Origin of the sequence: Acinetobacter soli (assembly GCF_000760595.1) — a bacterium.
Lineage (GTDB): Bacteria > Pseudomonadota > Gammaproteobacteria > Pseudomonadales > Moraxellaceae > Acinetobacter > Acinetobacter soli.
This window is the reverse complement of record NZ_BBNM01000004.1, coordinates 209,475-231,098: the sequence shown is the minus strand read 5'-3', so window position 1 is coordinate 231,098 and position 21,624 is coordinate 209,475. Positions and strand designations below refer to the sequence as shown.

The window sequence follows — 21,624 nt, the reverse complement described above, 5'->3', positions numbered from 1 at the left end:
GATTTGCAGCTAACCATTTTGCATACAGTAACTTGTGTACTGTATGCATGCTGTATTTTTAATATTTTAAAAAGGGGCATTTATGTCAGTCGGCTCATTAAACTGGACTGTATTCTGTGCTGAATCGAACGAATTTAGTGTCGAAAAAGCAGCTTGGGCGGAATCGGTCTGTAAAGCGATAGGCAGCTCAAGTTATTCTCAATACGCCGATGCACCAACATGGCTTCAAATGTTAGGTTCAGGTGTTTTAACCATGATATGGACTGCAATTGCTGCATTCTTTATCGCATTCTTCTTGGGTTCTTTACTTGGAATTATACGTACCTTACCTAATAAGCCATTGGCTTTGATTGGTGATACGTACGTTGAGATTTTCCGTAATATCCCATTAATTGTTCAACTTTTCTTTTGGGCTTTCGTTTTTCCTGAACTTTTACCAGCCACACTTAGCTCTGGGAGCGGAGAAGTTGTTGCCGGCGGATGGTGGAAAAACCTGCTGAATGATCATCCTGCGGTTATTGGTGTTTTTGCACTCGGTTTATATACTGCTGCGCGTGTATCAGAGCATATTCGTGCCGGAATCAACACAGTATCACGTGGCCAAAAATTTGCAGCATCTGCAATGGGTTTTACCACAGGCCAAAGTTATCGCTATGTGATTTTACCCGTTGCTTATCGCACGGTATGGCCGACGATTACCTCTGAAGCAATGAACGTGTTTAAAAACTCAGCCGTTCTATATGCGCTAAGTGTACTCAATTTTTTCGCTTATACCAAAACCATGCGCGAAGAAACGTCTCAAGATATTATTATTTTGATTCTTTCAACGCCTGTATACCTGATCATCACTTACACCATCAAATTTATTATGGCGTGGATTGAAAAACGTATGGCAGTTCCTGGCCTAGGTTCGGGAGGGAAATAACCATGGATTTCAGTCTTTTACAATCTCCTGATGTTATCAATGCACTTAAAGAAGGTTTTGTTTTTACCTTAACCGTTACAGTGCTTGCGATGCTAGGCGGTATCATCATCGGTACACCTTTGGCCATGATGCGTCTATCGAATAACGTTGTGGCAAGTAACTTTGCTAAATTCTACGTGGATCTATTTCGTGGTATTCCACTGATTCAGGTTATTTTTATCTTTTACTTTTTACTTCCAAAAGTATTTGAATTCCAGTCTGATACGTATTGGGGGCCACTGTTTTCGAGTGTCATTACGTTTGCAATTTTTGAAGCTGCGTTTTTCTCGGAAATTGTGCGTTCAGGTATTCAATCCGTTTCGCGCGGACAGGTCAACGCAGGTTATGCACTCGGTTTTACTTATGGTCAATCGATGAAATATGTGGTGTTACCACAAGCATTTCGTAACATGCTACCTGTACTGTTGACCCAAACCATTATTCTTTTTCAGGATGTGTCATTGGTCTATGTAATTAGTGCACCAGACTTCTTAGGTCGTGCCGACACGCTTGCCAATACTTATGGTCCTGAAACAAAAGCAACCTTTTATTTAATTGTAGCAGTGGTTTATTTCTGTAGTTCGTTCTTGCTTTCAAGACTTGTAAAACGATTACAGCAAAAAATTGCCATTATTCGCTAATTGGAGATTTTAAATGCCAATGATAGACATCCAACATATCTCTAAATGGTATGGTGATTTCCAAGTACTCACTGACTGTACAACCAGTATTGAAAAAGGCGATGTGGTAGTAGTATGCGGACCATCTGGTTCAGGTAAGTCAACATTAATTAAAACCGTGAATGCATTAGAGCCAATTCAAAAGGGCGATATTTTTGTTGATGGTACTTCTTTGCGTGATCCAAAAACCAATCTTGCAAAATTCCGTTCGCGTGTGGGAATGGTGTTTCAGCATTTCGAGTTATTTCCGCATATGACTGTGCTTGAAAATTTGACTGTGGCACAAGTTAAAGTTTTAAAGCGCTCGAAAGAAGAAGCTCGCAAAAAGGGATTGGGATATTTAGACCGAGTAGGGCTTTTGGCACACAAGGATAAATTTCCGGGTCAGCTTTCTGGTGGTCAGCAGCAACGTGTTGCAATTGCACGCGGTCTTTCAATGGACCCAATTTGTATGTTGTTTGATGAGCCAACTTCCGCACTCGATCCAGAGATGGTGGGTGAGGTGTTAGATGTAATGGTTCAACTCGCTAACGAAGGAATGACCATGATGTGTGTGACACACGAAATGGGCTTTGCGAAAAGAGTTTCAAACCGATTAATTTTCATGGATCAAGGCATGATTCTTGAAGATTGCCCAACATCTGAGTTCTTTGGTAATCTTGATGCACGTCATGAACGTGCCAAATTATTCTTAGACAAGATTCAAGCCATGCATTAATCTGCTTAGCACAAGCATTAAAAAAGCCCAGTCAAGTGACTGGGTTTTTTATTTAGAAAGTAACTTTGCAAATCTTAAAACAGAATTTTGTTCGCAACTTTAATTTGATTGCAGCTTTTGATCGCTTAGCTAAATCATAAATAAAAATATAAGCTTAGTTAAGCGATTTGATTTGAGTATTAAAGCGTTTATAACGTATACATGAGATAGATGAATCAAAAGGCAGTTTAGTTGTAATTATACGTCTTATTTTATGAGTAACTTGATTATCTTCATAGTTTCGTTTTAAAGCGTATTAAAAAACCCTGCATATGCAGGGTTTTTTAGATGCTCGTTTAGCTTAAATTAGAAGCTATACTTCGCCATCAAGTTAAGACGTGAGTAGTCGCCTTTTTGATCAAGGAAAGTTTTACGTTGACCATAAGTGTATTCAACACCTAAATCAACGTTCTTCACTGGTGTGTAGAATGAGTTAATTAGGATGTTGTATAGGTCTTTATTTAACGAGGTACTGCCAGTGTTTACAGCAAAATTAGCATATGCACCGTCATCTTTATACCAGATCCCACCGGCCGCAATTGTTGATCTCCACTTAGGATTCCAAGTGCGTGAATAACCTACAAGTGCAGAATCAAACTCACTTTCACCAATATTTAAGCTGCCGTCAGTGTTCTTTGATGCAACGTATGCTGGATTTGTGTAGATCAAGTAGCGGCTATCGCCTTTTACGTGGTAGTAGTTAGCGAATAAAGTGTCTACGTCAGTCACTTTATATTTTGCACCTAAACCAACACCCCAGCCTAGTTTTTCTTCATCATTGCTGTCATTGGTTGAAATACGGTTTTCGTGTAAAAGCGCGTGAGCTTGACCCAAGAATTTATTGTCTGCAGTTTTATAATCATAACGTGCAGTTAGAGCTGGGAAGCGGTTACCGCCAGAAGATGTTACACCAGCTGCGTTAACAGTTGAATTACCTGTAGTAATGTTATCTACATCACCACCTTCCAATGCTAATAATACTTTTTGGTTAGCATCGATTGGTTGTGTATAACGCACCTGTACCGTACGTGTAGAGCCATACCCCATAGGGCCGTTAAAGTCAACTGACTCTGGCGCTGTATCTACGTTTACAAATGGTGAAGTGGTTTGACCTGCCAACCATTTACCTAAAGAAACGTAAGCATGACGAACACGTAGTGCGCCATTACCGTTGGTTGTTTGTGAACTATTACCAGAAATACCGCCGGCAAAGTCGGCTTCGATTTTACCGTTTAATTCACCCAAGCTTGTTGGGCGTGAAAATTCAACACCCACTCGTGTTGGTGCAGCAGATACATTTAGCGCATCCTGAGTTGCATTAACAGAGTTTAATGGTACTTTGTTTGTAGGATTGTTAATATTAGTTGTATCGCTACTTGTACCTTCAAAGTCATAAGTTGAGTCAGCACGGATACTGCCGTAGAATTTAACTTGTGTTTGACCATCAGGTAACGTGAACCAACCTGGTTTTGCATTACTTGGTGCTTTCGGTGCTGGTGCTGCGGCAACCATTGGCGCTGGAGCTGGTGGTGGAGCCATCACGACAGGTGCAGCTTTTTGCTGTGTAGATAATTGTTGAACCAACTGTTTAAGTTCATTGACTTCTTTACGTAAAGCATCCACTTCAGTGTTGCTCGCTGCGTAAGCAGGAATGGCGAGAGAGGATAGCCCGATAGTACCCATGCTAAGGGCTAAAGTTTTAAGTTTATTCACGATAACTCCGTTAATTATTAAAAAAAGTAAAACTTACTTTTGGGATTTACATAACAAAAAGAATGCCAATTCCTTAAAAATTGTTAATAAACGTTCCCTTTTGTCTAAAAAAACTACTTCAATGTAGCTTCGCTTAATAATCCTGTATTTTATTGTTACAAGTCAATATTACTAAGGTCTAAAAAGAAGCAATATTTTGAAATATTTTACTTAAAGCACAAAAAAGATACTTAACTTTACACTTTCAGGTCAAGCATCGTCTTAGATGAAATTTTTACAAGCTCGTTCAATTTTTTTATATGTACTTTTCACTATAAAGTGAATGTATTTTTTGAGAATGCTCAAAACTACAATACAATGGCCAGAAGTCATTAAAATCATGAAAGATAAGTGGGGAGCAGTTATGGAGCTTGATCGTTACGACAAACAGATTCTTGAGATATTGACCCATGAAGATCTCAACCTGAATGAGTTGTCAGAACGGATTAACCTCTCGGTCAGTTCAGTGCATCGACGGATCAAGCATTTAATTGAATCCAAAATCATGAGTAATCTCAAGCGTGATATTAATTTTGTTAAGCTTGGATTTTCTTTACATATTTTGCTTCAAGTTTCTTTAAGCAAACACGATACCGAAACTTTTGATAAGTTTTTAACTGAACTTGAGGATATCCCGGAAGTCACCAATGCGTTTTTGGTCACAGGGCAGAGCGCAGATTTTATTTTAGAACTTGTTGCGCGTGATATGGATAATTACAGTGATATTTTGCTACGCCGTATTGGTAAAATTGATAATGTCGTAGCCTTACATTCAAGTTTTGTGATTAAAGAATACAACGTCTTTAATTGTTATAAGCTACTCAATAAAGTTTAAAAAAAACGCACCTGTGCGGTGCGTTTCATATTATTTAGGCATCAAGTTGAGCCAAAACTTCGTCTGAAAATTCAACGTTTGTATAAACGTTTTGAACATCGTCCAGATCTTCAAGCATATCGATCATTTTTAAGATTTGTTTCGCTTGGTCGATATCGGTAATTTCAGCTTTGGTCGATGGACTCATCACTACTTCTGCATTGTCAGATTTCAGGCCTGCTGCTGCAAGTGCATCCTGAACATCACCAAAGCTCTCTGGTGTTGTGATGACCAAAATGCCATCTTCTTCCACTTCGATATCTTCAGCGCCCGCTTCGAGTGCGATTTCCATGATTTTGTCTTCTAAACTGACATCTTCAAAGCTGATTTCACCACGCTTGGTAAACAGATACGAAACCGAACCGTTAGTCCCCAAATTACCGTTGGTTTTACTGAAGCAGTGACGAACATCTGGTACTGTACGGTTAAGATTGTCTGTCATGGTTTCGACCAGAACTGCAACACCACCGACACCGTACCCCTCGTAGGTTACTTCGTTCAGATCATCATTGTCTTCACCGCCAGCACCACGCTGAATCGCACGGTTGATCGCGTCACGTGTCATATTTACAGATAAAGCTTTTTCAACGACCGCACGTAAACGAGGGTTGCTGGCTGCATCACCACCGCCTAGTTTTGCCGCAGTTACAATTTCACGAATATATTTTGTGAAAACTTTAGCACGGCTTGCATCTTGTTTTGCTTTACGATGCTTGGTGTTTGCCCACTTGGAATGACCTGCCATGTTGAAATATGCTCCTTACAGATTGGTACCATTACCAGATCAAATGTTTGTAATTCTACCATAAGCATATTTTTTGAAGAAAGTGCCTGTTGATAGAGAAAATAATCGATTGGTCAGATAAAAACGTAATAAATACAGCTTTGATCGTTAATTTGATTGTTCTGGAATACAGATATCTAAGCCGACTTTTTCTTTATAAAGTGCCTGAATAAGCTTAAGGTCTGCTTCAAGATTTTCTGGATAAATTTTGCCTAAAATACCGCCTTCTTTAGTAATAGGATTGGCATACATCAACACAATTGGAACATTTGCCGCACGCGCGATGTGCCAGAAACCAGTACGAATCGGTTTGCGTGTAGAGCCGTCTTTTGCTCGCGTTGCTTGAGGTGCAATCACCAGATTAAATCGATCATTTTGCTCAAATAGCTTGACCATTTGCGAGACGATATCTGATTTTGAATGGCGATCAACCGCAATACCGCCGAGTTTTTCTAAAAGTGGTTTGAGTGGTCCCTGAAAGAGCTCTTTTTTAATCAGGGTATGAATTTTAATTTCTAAAATTTCAAACAAAGCAACTGAGAGTACAGCATCAAGATTAGATGTATGTTCAAATCCAATAATGACCTGCTTATTTTCAAGAATCTCTGGCTCAATGTGATAGCTCCAACCAGACAATTTAAAAATCATTTTTGCAATTTGCTTTTTCATAAAACTCACGCCCAAATCAGTGCGCATAGTTTAATGTCGTTAAGGTGAAAGACAAGAGATTTTATCTTAAAGTTTGAACACCGAGTGTAAACACACCTCAATTACAAATAAGACATGAATAGACTCGGTATTTAATGTTTGTTTATCCAAAATCACTTTGGAGTGATCTACTGACTGAACAATTAATATTTAAATTTGACCGTAAAGTTAATTTGACGTGGATCACCCAAGGTCACCATATTGGCATTGAGTAATCCTGCATAATAGTCTTTATCAAACAAATTTTTAATCGACAATTGCGCGCCCCAGCGTGTTGCTTCGTAACCTGCTTCGGCATCGTAGAGTAAATAAGATGGTGTGTGTACATCGAGTCCTTTATACGATTTTGAGCTTTCACCTCGAATGCCAGCACCGATGAACCATCCCGATATTAAATCAGTCAGATAATAACGTGATGAGAGACTATAGCTATTTTGAGGGACATTATCGAGTGCTGCACCTACATTGCTCGCAACCGAATCTTTGGTAATTTTTGAGTCAAACATATGGCTAAAACTGGCTGTTAATCGCATGCGCTCAATGACCGTGGCACTGAGCTCTGCTTCAATACCACGGGTTAATTGCTCGCCATTAAGCACGTAAGCAGATGTATTATTCGGGTCGCTGACTGCAACGTTTTGACGACGTAAATCGTATAAGGCCAGACTCCCTTGAACCAACTGGTTCGGGCTTTGTAGTTTTACACCAATCTCAGCCTGCTGACCAGTTTCTGGTGCCAGAATGCTGCCATTGACATCGGTACGCGTATTCGGAAGAAACGACGTGGCATAACTGGCGTAAGGAGCCACGATATCATTGATGCTGTAGAGCAGCCCCACATTTCCGGTAAACTTGTTATATGAGTTTCGATCGGTCAGTCCTTTGGCTGCAACTCCTGACTTGGAGACATTTTGCGTTGATACCTCGGCCCAGTCTTGACGTCCTGCAAGGCTAAGTACCAGTTGATCTGTTAGGTTAATACGATCACGCACATATAAACCGCTATAGCGTAAACGGTTAATATCTTCGGTACTATTTATTGCTACATATTTAACTGCTTGCCCATACACAGGGTTGTAAACGTTTAAATTTCCTGTGGTATATCGATCATTGATATAATCGTCTTTTGACTGCATGGCATCAACACCAATGCTGAGATCATGCTGCATACCCAGTAAATTAAACGCGCGCTGGAAGCTGTTATCTAATGAGTAAGTCAGTGTATCATGACTTTGATAACGCCCGTTATTGGTTCGATTAAGTGTGGTATAAGCAGGTGTGGTATTGACCCAGAAGTTTGTACCGGTTTGTGTAAACACAACCCGACCAGTCGATTTCAGTTGCTGAACCGCTGCATTTTGATTAAATGTCCAGCCGTTATCAAACTTGTATTTATAATTCCAGCCAGTGCGGTAAACATCTGCTTCATACCCACCAAAAGTTGGCTCACCTAAATATAAGCTTCGGTCAATCGCGCCATTCGGATTGGATTTTAAGGTGCCAATCAATGGTAAACCTTGTTGACGTAAATATTCTCGATGTTGATAGCTGGCAATCACCGATAGTTCGGCTTTATCGCCCAAATCGAAATTATAAGAAGGCGAGATATAAAAGTTTTTAAAGTACACATAGTCGGTTGGATCGTCTTGATCGGAAACACGACCTGTCAGTCTGAATGCACCTTTTTCAGTTTGCTTTGGCGCATAGTTCAAATCAAATGTGGCTTGTTTGAAGTTGTAGCTTCCGTAGCTCAGATCAGCAGTTGCAAAATTTTCGGCTTGTGGACGTTTAGTCACTAAATTGACCATGCCACCTGGTTGCACCAATCCAAAGTTCACAGACGCTGGCCCTTTAATGACCTGAACTTGATCCATACCAGATAAATCGACTGCAACACCATCTAAGGGTGACTGGCTTTGTCGAAGTCCATCGATATACACTTGATCAGACGAATTTTGACCACGAATAATAAAATCGTCCCATCCTCTACGCCCTAAATAGCCAGCACTGACCCCAGCAACACCATTGATGGCTTGTGAAAGTGTAGTTGCTTGCTTTTGATCGAGTTGTTCTCGCGTAATGACACTAACAGATTGCGGGGTTTTAAATAACGGTGCATCAGATTTCAGTGCTGAACTTGCTTGGGTTGCAGCATATTTTTTCTGATTCGAATCTGCCTGTAATGAAATAGTGGGTAAAATATTTGAAGATGTAGCAACATCTGATTGCGTTATTTCTTCTGCCCAAGCACTTGTAGATAAACCTGTAAAAAGAACGATATAGATTGCATGCGATAAACAATTCAATTTGTGCATGATGATGCTCAGGCAGTCGCTGTTAAAAATGATTCTTATTATCTTTATTTCGATTTGATTAGCAAGCAGAATTTAAGAGTGATCTTATATTTTTAATTTGAAATTAAAATCTTAGAATGAGATAGGGTGCTTTACATCAACCACCATCCTAAAAGACCCCCTAAAAAAACCACCAACCATACTGGAAGCCGCCAAACCATCAGTGCAAGGAGCGCAAGAAGTGCCAGACTAAAGTCTTTTGAGGTATAAATACTATTGGTCCAGATCGGTTGATACAAAGCTGCCAACAGCAGGCCCACCACGGCTGCATTAATTCCTTTGAGCGCAGCAATCATCCATGCAAGATCACGAATACTTTGCCAAAAAGGTAAAATGCCGATAAGAAGAAAAAAAGATGGACTAAAAATTGCCACAATACACAAAATACCTCCTAGCCAAGGCGTGATCATGTGAGGCATCGAGGCGCCTAAGAAGCCAGCAAAAGTAAATAATGGGCCGGGCACCGCTTGAGCCAGTGAATAACCAGCTAAAAAGGTATTTTGCTCAATCCATCCAGTTGCGACGACTTGGGTGTTTAATAAAGGTAAAACAACGTGCCCACCACCAAAAACCAATGCCCCAGTACGATAAAAGGCATCAAAAATCGCAAGGGCTGGGTTTGAAAACGTAAAACTCAGCACAGGTAGCGCAATCAGTAATCCAAAAAATAGGATCAATCCAGTGAAACCAATATGACGAGAATTTGCTGTCGATACTTGTTGTTTTTCTGTGCTTTGCGATGATCTGAAAATCAATGTACCTAATATTCCCGCCACAATAATCACCACGAGCTGAGTCCAGAGCGAGGGAAGCATTAACATCATGAATGTGCTTAAACTCATGAGGGTGATTCGGGTTGCATCTGGGCATAAAGTTTTTGTCATTCCCCAAAGTGCTTGTATCACCACCGCTACAGCGATAATTTTCAAGCCATGCAAAATACCAGTAAGTTGCATGCTTTGCAGATGATCAAAACCCAGTGCAAATGAAATTAATATGATGGCTGAAGGGAAGGTAAACCCTAGCCAGGCAACTAAAGCACCTTTATAGCCACCGCAATAGTAGCCAATTGCCATACCCACCTGACTACTGGCTGGCCCAGGTAAAAACTGGCACAGTGCAACGGTATCGGCATACTGAGCATCGTTTAACCATTTACGGCGGATGACGAACTCATCACGGAAATAGCCAAGATGCGCAGTCGGACCACCAAAGGAGGTGAGTCCTAAGCGCAAAAATACAAGAAAAATTGTCCAAAGTGACTGGGTGGAGATCATCATAGGCATCTGTGATACTGATTATTTTGAATCTAAAGTATCAGAAAGCGTATGAAAGCATCATGAATATGCATGATGATTTGTTTTATTTCAAACGAAACCAGTAATCCAGACTGACATAACGCCCACCGCCCAATTTGATTAGTGCAAGTAGCATGATCAGATAAGTGACTGCAAACTCGATTCCATTATTTAAAATCACAAAATTTCCACTTGAGGTCAACCAGTCATAATTGCCATGTTCGGTCAGAATTTGTCGTGCTCGCTCTAACTTTTCAGCAGAAGCAAGTACCTGAGCATTTGCAAAAGGCGCCGAAGGATCGGCAATTGCTTGCCAACCGTTTGGCAAATGAACAGTCAAGATTGCAACCAGCATGGTGATGATCAAGGGAATGCTGATCCAGCGAGTGAATATACCTAAGCTTAGACAAACTGCGCCAGCCAATTCAGTTGAGGTTGCAAGTGCAGCCATGACATAGGGGAAGGGCAAGCCCAATCCCCAGTCAGTATTGCCAAACCACTCTACAATATTGCTAAAGTGCATTAATTTATTTGTCCCTGCCATCCAAAAGATCGGAACTAAATACAATCGCAGTGCCAATGCGGGTAAGCCATCAAACGGTGTGCTCGCTTTTTTTACAATTAAATAGAGCTGATTGATTTTTTTTGTATAAATATTCATCATTTTTTCACATCCGATGCGATTTAATTCACATTAGTCGAAAGGATCTCGATTTTCTTACATAAAAAAAATTTTTTTTAATGTGTAATAAATTCAGATGAACTGCGTCTAACACCAAGTACACCCCGTACACACAATCAAAAAATGTAAAAAGGAATCGATCATGAACAAATTAAACTCTATGACCACCGTGACTGCGCTATTGGCTTTGTCTGTCCTTGGCCCAACTCAGATTGCAACAGCTGCAACCTCATCTTCTACGGAAACCCATGCCAGTAAGGCAGCAGATGGTAAGTGCGGCAGTGCTAAATGTGGTGCGGATCATGCCAAGAAAGGGCATAAGTCGGCAGATGCAAAATGTGGTGCAGATAAAAAAATGGCAGATGCAAAATGTGGTTCTAAATAAACCGATCAGATATGTACAAGATCGGCTCATTCAATGGATGGGCCGATCTTGATTTGGATAAGGAGCTTGCTCATGATTGAAACTTCACACGTTGGGCTCGGTTTAAGACGAGAGTTTATCGATGATTTTTTAAGTGCAGCTTATCCGCCTGATTTTATCGAAATTGCACCTGAAAACTGGATGAACTTTGGCGGTCGACACGCAAAACTTCTTGCGACCTGTGTTGAAAAGTCTCCTCTTGTTTGTCATGGTCTTTCTCTCTCAATTGGCGGGCCACATCCGCTCAACCTTGAGTTTATTCATAAAATCAAAGCATTTTTAAATACTTATAATGTCAGTATTTACTCTGAGCATTTAAGTTATTCTCATGATGGCGGATACTTATATGACTTGTTACCCATTCCAATGACTCAAGACGCTGTTCGTTATGTTGCGGAGCGTATTTTACGTGTGCAGGATATTTTGGGACAAAAACTGGTCATTGAAAATGTATCGACTTATTTAATGCCCGGTGCTGAGATGACCGAAGCAGAATTTATTGTAGAAGTAATCAAGCAGGCGGATTGCGAATTACTTTTAGATGTAAACAACGTATACGTGAACAGCATAAATCACGGCACTGATGCTCAAGCGTTTATTTGTGCGATGCCTCAAGACAAAATACGCTATTTGCATATTGCAGGTCATGCGCAAGTAGAAGATCATCTGATCATTGATACACATGGTGATGCGATTACGGATTCTGTATGGCAACTTCTGGCGTTTACTTATCAACAATGTGGAATTAAGCCAACATTATTAGAACGGGATTTCAATATTCCGAGTTGGGAAGAACTCAATAAAGAATTAAAAAAAATTAAGACCATTCAAGCCATGGAGAGTGGATATGAACCAAATTCAGAAATCATTTCAGCACACGCAGCAACAATTCTGTAATTGGATTCGCCATCCACATTCTGATTTGGCTAGCGTTTACGATCATGAGCGCATGCAAGTGTATCGTGATTTGGTATTTAATAATATTAGCTCGTTTATCAATCTGGTTTATCCGATTACGCGCAGATTATTGCTCGAATGTCAGTGGCAAGCACTATTACAGGATTTTGTCGCAAATTCGAAATGTCAATCTCCGTACTCAAACGAGATAGCGCTAGAGTTTCGTGAGTATTATTCTTATCAAGCTCATCCCATGTTTAGTCAATATCCTTGGCTAGCTGAGCTTCTACAATTTGAGTGGCTTGAATTGTATTTAGACACTTTGGTTATCGATCAACCGGTATGTATAGAACCTTATCAATGGCAGTTAAAGCAGGCCGTATGGGTTTTGGTTTATCAATATCCTGTGTATGAATGGACACTCAACACACAACCGAATGACATTCAGCTTGCACCTGGTGTGATTATGGTATGGCGTGATGAAATTGATCAAATCCGTTTAGAGCGATTATCGCCGTTATTTGGATTGCTCATCGAACATCTGGTCGAACATGGTGGCGCTATGCAAGATACGCTTCATGATTTAATCGTTTCGATTTTGGGAGATCAGCCTAATGACGTGGCTGAAAACCAATTAAATGAACTGAAATCGTTACTGCTTAAGTTTGATTTGGTCTCTATTTCTGTGTCTAAGTGAGAATTCTTCATGACCATAGCTGCGTCGACTCAAGCGGATCACATTACTGATCAGTTGAATGATCCTATTTTTATTGCCGATCTTAGACATCAAATGATTAAGTTTGCCGTGTTACAGATGTCTTCTATCCAAAGCGCCGAAGATGTCGTGCAGGAAGCGCTTATCAGCGCACTAGAACATGCCGCTTCGTTTTCAGGTCGGTGTGCGTTTAAAACGTGGGTATTTGCAATTTTAAAAAATAAAATCATCGACTTTATCCGTAAGCAATCACGCTTGATCAGCATGACAGATTTATTCGATGATGATTCTGAAAAAAGCATCGATACATTGTTTAATGACAAGAATCACTGGCATGCACATGAAGCACCACAGGCATGGCCAAGTCCAGACCAGATGCTTGAACAAGAAGACTTCTGGGTAATTTTTGATGCCTGCCTCAATCATTTGCCTGCACAGCAGGCACAAGTGTTTATGTTGCGTGAAATGATTGAGCTAAGCTCACAGGAAATTTGCAATAAGCTAGGGTTAACTATTTCAAATTTTAATGTATTGATGTACCGCAGTCGAACACGCCTACGAGAATGTCTCGAAAATAAATGGCTTTTAAAGGAGGAATGTTCATGCTGACCTGTCGAAAAGCGACTCAACTACTCTCGGAAAAACAAGATCGTTCACTTGCATTAAATGAACTTACACATCTTCAATTACATTTATTGATGTGTATATCCTGTCGCCGCTATGCAAAACAAATTAAAGTAATTTCAATATTATCAAGTAAATTTAAACAATTAAAAGATGATGAATTAAATAATGATTAAATTTAAAAAACGTGAAGATCATTCATGTTTTATGACGCTTTTTTTGTGGCTTTGGTCTGAAGTTTAAAATATATAAAAATTAAATTAAACTAATGTAATGATAAATATAAATAAAAAGTAATAGTTTGATTATTTGTTTTTTAAGTTGTTGTTTTTAATAAAATTAAATTTAATAATTTAAATTTTTAGAATTTATATTTATTTATATTTAAAATATGCAAATGATTTTCATTTAATTAAATATTTTGTATATGAATAATCCAAATTTTACAATAAAAATTATGTGAAATCAGATTGCATAGCAAATACTTGACTTCACAAAAATATTGATTTCATCCGTTATTTTCAAAATGATCACATAATATTCACATTCTCTCCTATATGTTAGTATGGTCCCTCATAATGATTTAAAACAATGTAGGGATAAAAAATAAAGTAATAACGATGAAATTAAATATTGGTCAAGGAGATAGCCAATGAACAATCGTATCGCACTAGCGATGGCATTAATGGGGTTAAGTGCTTGTGCACTTGCATCCAGTCACCGCGAAGCTCCATCCATCACCAAAACACCTAAAGTAGATGCCACCGATTTTTATATGTTTAAAAGCTATGAAAGTAATCGGGGCGACTATGTCACCATTTTAGCTAATTACCAGCCACTTCAAGATGCTTATGGTGGCCCGAACTACTTCGCTTTAGACCCTAAAGCGCTTTATGAGATTCATATCGATAACAATGGTGATGCGCAAGAAGATATTACTTTTCAATTTAAATTTGATCAGGAGTTAAAAGATCTACAAGTACCTGTAGGTGGCAAAAATATCTCTGTACCATTGTCAAATATTGGAAAAATTACCAATGATGGCAGTTCTGCTCAAAATACGGCTGAAACATATACCGTGACCATGGTCAAAGGTGATCGACGTAAAGGCGATCGTAACGTGTTGGGCTCCTTTAAAAAACCTTTTGATAATGTGGGCGCAAAATCAATTCCCAATTATCAGTCTTATGCCAATAGTTTTGTGCAAAATATCAACTTTGGCAGTTGCGGATCAGGCAAAGTATTTGTCGGCCAGCGCCAAGATCCATTTGCAGTCAATCTTGGCGAAGTCTTTGACCTTGTGAATATCAAGATTCCTGCTACGCAGCTTGCACCATCGGGTGTGAATGCTGAAGATCAGGGACTTAATACCATTGGCAATAAAAACGTGACGACCATTGCACTTGAAGTACCACAATCATGTTTGGTGTCTTCGGGTGAAACAGTAATTGGTGGTTGGACCACAGCCAGTTTGCCTCAAGCGACCTTACTTAACCCGACTCCAGAGAGTAATTTGACCAGTGCATCTAAAGTGGGTGGGGCATGGACGCAAGTTTCCCGTTTGGGTATGCCTTTGGTCAATGAGGTGGTGATTGGTTTAAAAGACAAAGACAAATTCAATGCCAGCAAACCAGTCAATGATGGTCAGTTTGCCGATTATGTTACCAATCCAACATTACCAACATTGATTGAAGTGTTATTTAAAGACGCTACAGGCGGTGCCGTGGTTGCGCCAACCAATTTCCCACGTACCGATCTGGTCAATGCATTTTTACTTGGAGTACCGGGTCTGAATCAGCCTAAAAACGTGAAAGCCTCTGAAATGTTGCGCTTAAATACTGCAATTGCAGCGCAAACCAAAGATAAGCAAAATCGTTTAGGTGTGATCGGTGGAGACACCAGCGGATTCCCAAATGGTCGCCGTCCGGGAGATGATGTAGTCGATATCGAGCTACGTGTTGCGATGGGTTTACTATGTACCATTGATGGTGTGAACACCGCAGTGGGCTGTAAAGCGTCGGATGCGAAAGCAGGTACGATTGGATTTACCGACGGTGCATTGCAGTCACCTCAGCAGTTTGGTACCACTTTCCCGTATCTTAACACTCCAGTTGCGGGTTCACCATTCAATACTGCCAGTAAGTAATGAGGAGTCATTACCATGAAAAAAATAACCTTGATGTTCATGGTTGTTTGGGGATTGAGCGGTTGTGGTGGCAGTGGAGATGATCATGCTTCTAATAACACCCAAACGCAAAGCGATCCTGTGTTACGAGAAACTTTGACGTTAACCAACCAATCACAAAGTAGCTTTAGTCAGTCTGAACCCAAATCTCTGAAAGATATTTCAGAAGCTTCGATTGATAACAAAGCAGAGCCGCTTGCAGTTAAATTTTAAGGATTTGCGCCCTAGGTGTTGAGCCTCGGGCGTATTTAAGAGGGATACCCAATGTTGATGCGTAAACTGTCGTTCGCCATAATTTTAATGATTCCTGTAAGTTCGATTTATGCTCATCCAAAGCACCATCATAGCTATAGCGGTAATACTGAAAAAAACCAAAATGCCAAAGCCACTTATAGTGACGCAACGCGTAATCAAATTGTGAATGTATTACTTGAAAATGCCTACGCCAAAGGTGACGGTGATTCACTCGAAAAAGCTGAACAATTGATGCAAAAAAGCAATGATCCATCAGATCTTGAAAATCAGTTGCTAAATACCCGCATTGAGCAAGCGAATCATAATTTTTCGGCTGCAGAACAGCGTTTAAAACAGCTTTTAAAAACTCAACCCAACAACAGCGATGCTATTTTACAGCTGGCCAATATTTATCGTTTGCAAGGAAAATACAGTGCGTCTACCCAGTTATGCCAACAGCTGACGCAGCCTGAAGTCATGCTTTATCGTGCAGGATGCGAGTTGCAGGTTGATGCAATGACAAAGTCTTATTCACAGCTTAAACCTCAAATTGATCAGCTTCTTTCGCAAACACCACGTATGAGCCGTGCAGATCAACAATGGTTGGGAAATATCTTTATTGAACTTGCCACACGGTTTAACGATCCGGCACTTGCAGATAAATCTATGTTATTGCTGCAAACCAATAACTTACCCAATACATTAGCAAAAGCGAATTGGTACATCGCACAACATCAGTATCAAACCGCACTGAAGCTTTTAACACCTTACCGCTATCATGACGGTGCGATGTACCGCATTATTTTGTGCAAACAAAAACTGAATGATCCAAGTGCCCAGACTGATCTCAATGAGCTAACCCAGCGCGTACAAGATTTACTCGACCATCATGACCATATTCATTTACGTGAGCAGGCACAGTTTCTCTGGATATCTAAAAAATACAACGAAGGACTCAAAATCGCGGCTAAAAACTGGGATATGCAACGAGAAAATGATGATTTTGAAGTGTATGCAGCACTTGCTATCGCAGCTAAAGATACTGATATTTCTAAAAAATTACTAACTTGGAGTGAAAAAACTGGTTATCAACATCCAGAATATATTCCTCAATTACAACAGATCGTGAATCAGTCATGATGTGAAAATTTAAACTGAACCAGCCTATAAAAACTTAAAAATAACTGACTTTATAAATGAGATAAACATCATGAACAAAACAATGTTAAGCGTATTACTGCTGAGTAGTTCGGGGTTTTATACCAGTCAAACGGTCTGGGCTGGGGGAGAATACATTGCCAATTTACCTACCATTACCATGCAGGCATCAGGCGATAACACAGATCCTTTAAACGGTGCGTTTACTGCATCTCAAGGAACAATTACACAAGAGCAGATCGAAACGCGTCCTTTATCTCGTCCGGCTGAAGTACTAGAAACCATACCTGGCGTCATTGTGACGCAGCACAGTGGTTCCGGAAAAGCGAACCAGTATTTTCTACGCGGTTTTAATCTGGATCATGGTACAGACTTTGCCACATCAATAGACGGTCAACCGCTTAATATGGTGACACATGCGCATGGGCAAGGTTATACCGATCTAAATTTTTTAATCCCAGAACTGATTCACAATATTGATTATCACAAAGGTGCAACTTCTGTGGATGATGGTGATTTTGCCTCTGCTGGAACAGCAAAAATTTACACCCTTCATACGCTGGAGCGTCCATTTGCACAGGTAACATTGGGTAATCATGATCTACTACGGTTTTTAGGTGTTGGGCATGTAAAAATAAATGACGGTGAGCTAATTGGTGCCTTTGAAAATCAAAGCAGTGACGGGCCTTGGACAAATCCTGAAAATCTGTCTAAACAAAATCTCTTTTTAAAATATTTTAAAGGCGATGAAGATCAAAACACATCGTTTGGTCTTCAGCATTATCAAGCAAAATGGGACGCCACAGATCAGATTCCTGAACATCTGGTTCAAAATGGGCAGCTTGATCGTTTCGATAGTCTAGACCCTTCCGATGGTGGAAAATCTAAACGCACAGCATTGTGGTTCAATCGCAATCAGCGTGCAGATCGTGAGTTTTCACAGTTTTCTGCCTACGCGGTCCGTAGTGAACTGAATCTTTTTTCAAATTTTACTTACTTTTTAGATGATCCGCTGCGTGGCGATCAGTTTGAACAAGCTGAAAAGCGCACCTTACTGGGTTTGAAGTTTCAAAAGGGATGGAGTGATCGATGGTACGATAAAGAAATGCTCAATATTGTCGGGTCATCTCTTCGTTATGATGACATTGATGGTCTGGGTTTACATCAAACTCAAAATCGTCAACGATTTAATACAATACGTGAAGATGATGTCAAACAAACCACGCTCGGCGTTTGGGGGCAAAATCAGATTGCATGGCAACCTTGGCTACGCTCAATTATAGGTTTACGTGGTGATCTTTATCATTTTAATGTGAATTCGGATCGAAATGAAAATAGTGGCCGAAAGACAGATCACATTCTGAGTCCGAAATTCAGTTTGATTTTAGGGCCATGGAAAAATGTCGAATATTACATCAATTATGCCTACGGATTTCATAGTAACGATGCAAGGGGCGTTACGACAAAGCTCAATGTAGATCCGCGTGACGCAAATTACTTACAACCACTTGATTCGGTTTCCCCACTAGTACGTACAGTGAATAAAGAGCTGGGTTTAAGAGCACATTTGATTGATAACCTCACCACAACACTGGCATTATGGCGCCTGGATTCTGACTCTGAACTACTGTTTATTGGTGATGCGGGCACCACTGAGCCTAGCCGGCCCAGTAAACGCCAAGGGATTGAGCTGAGTAATTTTTATCAACTCAATGATTGGGTGATGATTGATATTGATGCGGCATGGTCAAAAGCGCGCTTTAAAGATAGTAGTGAAGAGGGCTATTTTATTCCTGGAGCCATCGAAAAAACACTTAGTGCGGGTATAAGTTATAAATTAAATGACCAATGGAGTTTTGGCGGTCGTTTACGGTATTTCGGCCCTCGAGCATTGATTGAAGACAACAGTGTTCGCTCGGACTCATCGACAATCGTTAACTTACTAGCCAGCTATCAACTGAATAAAAATATCTTCACACAAATAGAACTACTCAATGTATTGGATAAAAAGGTGAATGATATCGAATACTACTATGCATCGTGTGCTACACAAGATTTCAATACTGCGGCATGTGCGCCTAGTTCTGCTGAAAGAGAAGGAATTTCAGATAAACATATCCATCCGAGTGAAGGGCGTAACCTAAGATTCACTTTAAGGTATTTATTTTAAATCGCTGGGGAGTCAGCTATGAGACTTCATGACCAATCCAAGATTTCGCCTGTTGCTTTATTTTTCACTGCAATATTGCATATTGGATTGGTCGTGTTTGTTATTTCTCGTCCAGTTGAGCAAACGCCAGAAATCAAAAAAGGTATGAGTGTTGTCTTCATGCCAACAAGCGCTGTTGGACAAAATGATTCGTTGAGTTTTAAATCCGCCGTAAAAATACCACCCATGCCAGAAACATTGATTGAAACGCCTTTTGATCAGTATGATACGCAGAGTTTGGGGCAAACAGCCCAGTTAAATGTGCTGGAGTTTAGCCATGAGGCAACAAAGGGAAATCAAGCAATTGATCCTTTACTGGCGGCCCAGCTTAGAGCCAAACAAGCCATTCGTCGTGCTAAAGTCACTTCAGATCAATATCAGTTGAATCCTGAAAAAATTGATCCCGCTTTGCTATCACAATTAAATTTAGAGCCCAAGCATCCCGATACATCACATGTTAAGAATGTTCAAGCGCCTCAAAATAGTGAGCTTGTCCAGATCATCGAAATATATCCCTTTATAAGCGATCAAATAGAAATTGAGCAATTTACTCAAGCATTAATGAATCAGCCCTATACTCAAGAACAGATTTTTCAAGAGAATCAGTTGAAACAGCAAATTTTGAGTAAAACAGAGAAACAAATACTTCAAAGCTTTGCTCAACATATCGATGAACTCGTTTTCCTGATTTTACCTTCACAGTCTCGCGTTATATTGGTTCAATATACTGCCGATTTAATTCCCTCCGACGATGTTCAATCATTTTTAAAAACGCTCGATATTGAGCCACTCATTCAGAATAAAAAAGCTAAACCCTATCTGGTGAAAGTGAATATCAACGAGTTGATGAACATCACAACACAAAACGGTGTTTAGCTTTTTTGTTTATTGCATAACCTATCGAGAGTAGGGCTGCACCTATTTTCCACTCTTTTGAATGATAGGTAACCAAGCCTATTCAAATCACGCGATTGAAAAGATCAAATCACCATGCCATTTCATGACCTTGAAAATCAATAAATTTGTGTTGGTTGCTGCCGATAGAAGCCTGTATTACCTTTACCAGTCCCGCAGTACTTTCTTTGACCGTAACAGGCGCTTGGCTTCCGCCCATCTCTGTTTGAACCCAGCCCGGATGTAAATTCAACACACCGATATTCAGTGGAATCGCCTCATTTTGTGCAAAACCACGGCTGATACTGTTTAAAGCGGCCTTGCTGGCACGATACAACTCCATACTGCCATCGTCATTGAGCGCAACACTGCCCATTCTTGAACTCATAAATGCAATAAGGCTGTTTGCTTTCATGAGTGGAAGGAATTTTCTGGCAATGGTCACAGGTGCAATGCTGTTAACCCAAAACAGGTCTACAATTTCATTTGGCTGTGATTGTTCGACGCGCTGATGTTCTGGCCCCGCTATACCAGCAGACACTAAAAGCAGATCTATTGAACCTTCTGAATATTTGCTGGTGATCATATTGGCAGTATCTAAATGACTCAGATCTAGCTCAGCCAATTCCAGTTGGTCTGGATATTCTGCAAGTAATTGTTTGAGGTCATCGGGTATACGAGTTATATCTCGAAGTGTCGCAATAACGCTCCACTGCTGAAGAAGTAATTCCCGAACCAGTCCTAAACCAATTCCTCGTGAAGCACCCACGACAATAGCACGCTGATTTTCTTTCATTATGACTTTTCCTGTTCGATTTTGACCGCGGCTTGCCAGCTTGGCAGTAAACTCAAGCCCTCAACATAGCGTTGAATATTTGGATACTTTTTACCTTGTTGCATTTGATGAACTAAAGCATGTAATCCAAAGCCCATCATAAAGTCAGCACCAGTTAAACGCTGATCAACAAAGTACTTTTTATCTGCCAAATAGTCATCTAAGAAACCAAATACTTTTTCAAACTCAACTTGCGTATAGCGTTCTAAAAATACCAATTCTGTGCCTTGCTTTGTTTCCATTGCATTAAATGTTTTTAACAAAAATGGCAACATGGCAGAGCTTTCAGAAAAATGAATCCATTGCAGGTAATCTGCATAGAGATCTTCACTTGAATCGGGTGCTAAATGTGGTGCAAGTTTGGCAATTAAAAGCTCAACAATCGCACCAGATTCTGTAATCACTTTACCGTCCCATTCTATGACAGGCGATTTCCCTAAAGCATGGATTGATTTTAACGAATCTGGAGCTAAATGCGTATTCAGATCACGATAGTAGCGTTGTAACTGATACGGCTGTTGGATCTCTTCAAGTAACCATAAAATACGAAAAGAACGTGATTGATCTAAATGATGCAGTGTAATCATAAGGCTTCC

The 21,624-nt window shown here is 40.1% G+C and carries 22 protein-coding genes; 14 read left to right on the top strand and 8 right to left on the bottom strand.

Going from position 1 to position 21,624, the window contains the following annotated elements; translation table 11 throughout:
* The first annotated feature begins 82 nt into the window (after positions 1–82).
* The 3 genes from Aso01_RS07015 to Aso01_RS07005 are packed head-to-tail and all read left to right on the top strand — an operon-like array spanning position 83 to position 2,362.
* Positions 83–925: an amino acid ABC transporter permease gene (locus Aso01_RS07015; protein WP_004937110.1), complete on the top strand. Its 843-nt coding sequence runs from the start codon at positions 83–85 to the stop codon at positions 923–925.
* 2 nt (positions 926–927) lie between these two features.
* Positions 928–1,605 (top strand): amino acid ABC transporter permease, encoded by a 678-nt coding sequence (locus Aso01_RS07010; RefSeq protein ID WP_004937112.1) that lies wholly within the window; start codon positions 928–930, stop codon positions 1,603–1,605.
* A 13-nt stretch (positions 1,606–1,618) separates the two neighbouring features.
* On the top strand, positions 1,619–2,362 hold the full coding sequence (locus Aso01_RS07005) for an amino acid ABC transporter ATP-binding protein (RefSeq protein WP_004937114.1): 744 nt from the start codon (positions 1,619–1,621) through the stop codon (positions 2,360–2,362).
* 345 nt (positions 2,363–2,707) lie between these two features.
* Here the strand turns inward: Aso01_RS07005 and Aso01_RS07000 are convergent, their stop codons facing one another.
* A complete protein-coding gene (locus tag Aso01_RS07000; protein WP_004937115.1) occupies positions 2,708–4,114 on the bottom strand; it encodes a DcaP family trimeric outer membrane transporter in 1,407 nt (468 codons plus the stop codon).
* Between the two features lie 403 nt (positions 4,115–4,517).
* Here Aso01_RS07000 and Aso01_RS06995 point away from each other — a divergent pair, with 403 nt between their 5' ends.
* Positions 4,518–4,988, top strand: a complete 471-nt coding sequence (locus Aso01_RS06995; protein WP_004937117.1) for an Lrp/AsnC family transcriptional regulator — start codon at positions 4,518–4,520, stop codon at positions 4,986–4,988.
* A 34-nt stretch (positions 4,989–5,022) separates the two neighbouring features.
* Here Aso01_RS06995 and Aso01_RS06990 read toward each other — a convergent pair whose 3' ends face one another.
* From Aso01_RS06990 to Aso01_RS06970, 5 genes are all read right to left on the bottom strand, one after another.
* Complete coding sequence (locus tag Aso01_RS06990; RefSeq protein WP_004937118.1) at positions 5,023–5,772, bottom strand: YebC/PmpR family DNA-binding transcriptional regulator; 750 nt, start codon at positions 5,770–5,772, stop codon at positions 5,023–5,025.
* Between the two features lie 147 nt (positions 5,773–5,919).
* Positions 5,920–6,480 carry a 1-acyl-sn-glycerol-3-phosphate acyltransferase gene (locus Aso01_RS06985; protein ID WP_039910046.1) on the bottom strand — a complete coding sequence of 187 codons (561 nt, stop codon included), beginning with the start codon at positions 6,478–6,480 and terminating at the stop codon, positions 5,920–5,922.
* A 182-nt stretch (positions 6,481–6,662) separates the two neighbouring features.
* Positions 6,663–8,834, bottom strand: coding sequence for a TonB-dependent siderophore receptor (locus Aso01_RS06980; protein WP_004937122.1), 2,172 nt, complete (start codon positions 8,832–8,834; stop codon positions 6,663–6,665).
* 131 nt (positions 8,835–8,965) lie between these two features.
* Positions 8,966–10,159: a chromate efflux transporter gene (gene chrA, locus Aso01_RS06975; RefSeq protein WP_228127976.1), complete on the bottom strand. Its 1,194-nt coding sequence runs from the start codon at positions 10,157–10,159 to the stop codon at positions 8,966–8,968.
* 76 nt (positions 10,160–10,235) lie between these two features.
* On the bottom strand, positions 10,236–10,832 hold the full coding sequence (locus tag Aso01_RS06970) for an HvfX family Cu-binding RiPP maturation protein (protein WP_370736351.1): 597 nt from the start codon (positions 10,830–10,832) through the stop codon (positions 10,236–10,238).
* Positions 10,833–10,995: 163 nt separating this feature from the next.
* Between Aso01_RS06970 and Aso01_RS06965 the strand changes: the two genes are divergently transcribed.
* The 10 genes from Aso01_RS06965 to Aso01_RS06920 all read left to right on the top strand — a co-directional run bounded on the left by Aso01_RS06965 (position 10,996) and on the right by Aso01_RS06920 (position 20,175).
* A complete protein-coding gene (locus tag Aso01_RS06965; RefSeq protein ID WP_004937127.1) occupies positions 10,996–11,238 on the top strand; it encodes an HvfA family oxazolone/thioamide-modified RiPP metallophore in 243 nt (80 codons plus the stop codon).
* Positions 11,239–11,310: 72 nt separating this feature from the next.
* Positions 11,311–12,174 (top strand): HvfB family MNIO-type RiPP peptide maturase, encoded by an 864-nt coding sequence (locus Aso01_RS06960; protein WP_004937129.1) that lies wholly within the window; start codon positions 11,311–11,313, stop codon positions 12,172–12,174.
* Positions 12,125–12,871 (top strand): HvfC family RiPP maturation protein, encoded by a 747-nt coding sequence (locus tag Aso01_RS06955; RefSeq protein ID WP_004937131.1) that lies wholly within the window; start codon positions 12,125–12,127, stop codon positions 12,869–12,871. Before Aso01_RS06960 ends, Aso01_RS06955 begins: the two co-directional genes overlap by 50 nt.
* A gap of 9 nt (positions 12,872–12,880) precedes the next feature.
* Positions 12,881–13,498: an RNA polymerase factor sigma-70 gene (locus tag Aso01_RS06950; RefSeq protein WP_004937133.1), complete on the top strand. Its 618-nt coding sequence runs from the start codon at positions 12,881–12,883 to the stop codon at positions 13,496–13,498.
* Positions 13,492–13,689, top strand: a complete 198-nt coding sequence (locus Aso01_RS06945; protein ID WP_004937134.1) for an anti-sigma factor family protein — start codon at positions 13,492–13,494, stop codon at positions 13,687–13,689. Before Aso01_RS06950 ends, Aso01_RS06945 begins: the two co-directional genes overlap by 7 nt.
* 476 nt (positions 13,690–14,165) lie before the next feature.
* Entirely contained in the window at positions 14,166–15,659 is a 1,494-nt protein-coding gene (locus Aso01_RS06940) for a DUF4331 domain-containing protein (protein WP_004937136.1), read from the top strand.
* 15 nt (positions 15,660–15,674) lie between these two features.
* Positions 15,675–15,911 carry a hypothetical protein gene (locus tag Aso01_RS06935; RefSeq protein WP_004937138.1) on the top strand — a complete coding sequence of 79 codons (237 nt, stop codon included), beginning with the start codon at positions 15,675–15,677 and terminating at the stop codon, positions 15,909–15,911.
* Between the two features lie 51 nt (positions 15,912–15,962).
* On the top strand, positions 15,963–17,072 hold the full coding sequence (locus Aso01_RS06930; RefSeq protein WP_004937139.1) for a tetratricopeptide repeat protein: 1,110 nt from the start codon (positions 15,963–15,965) through the stop codon (positions 17,070–17,072).
* Between the two features lie 70 nt (positions 17,073–17,142).
* Positions 17,143–19,260, top strand: a complete 2,118-nt coding sequence (locus Aso01_RS06925; protein ID WP_004937141.1) for a TonB-dependent receptor — start codon at positions 17,143–17,145, stop codon at positions 19,258–19,260.
* An 18-nt stretch (positions 19,261–19,278) separates the two neighbouring features.
* The gene (locus Aso01_RS06920; RefSeq protein ID WP_004937142.1) at positions 19,279–20,175 is read left to right on the top strand and encodes a hypothetical protein; all 897 of its coding nucleotides are present in this window, start codon (positions 19,279–19,281) and stop codon (positions 20,173–20,175) included.
* 109 nt (positions 20,176–20,284) lie between these two features.
* Here Aso01_RS06920 and Aso01_RS06915 read toward each other — a convergent pair whose 3' ends face one another.
* Together Aso01_RS06915 and Aso01_RS06910 are read right to left on the bottom strand one after the other, a co-directional pair.
* Positions 20,285–20,989, bottom strand: a complete 705-nt coding sequence (locus tag Aso01_RS06915; protein ID WP_004937145.1) for an SDR family NAD(P)-dependent oxidoreductase — start codon at positions 20,987–20,989, stop codon at positions 20,285–20,287.
* Positions 20,989–21,615 carry a glutathione S-transferase family protein gene (locus tag Aso01_RS06910; protein WP_004937147.1) on the bottom strand — a complete coding sequence of 209 codons (627 nt, stop codon included), beginning with the start codon at positions 21,613–21,615 and terminating at the stop codon, positions 20,989–20,991. The genes Aso01_RS06915 and Aso01_RS06910 overlap by 1 nt, the downstream gene beginning before the upstream one ends.
* Between the last annotated feature and the right edge of the window lie 9 nt (positions 21,616–21,624).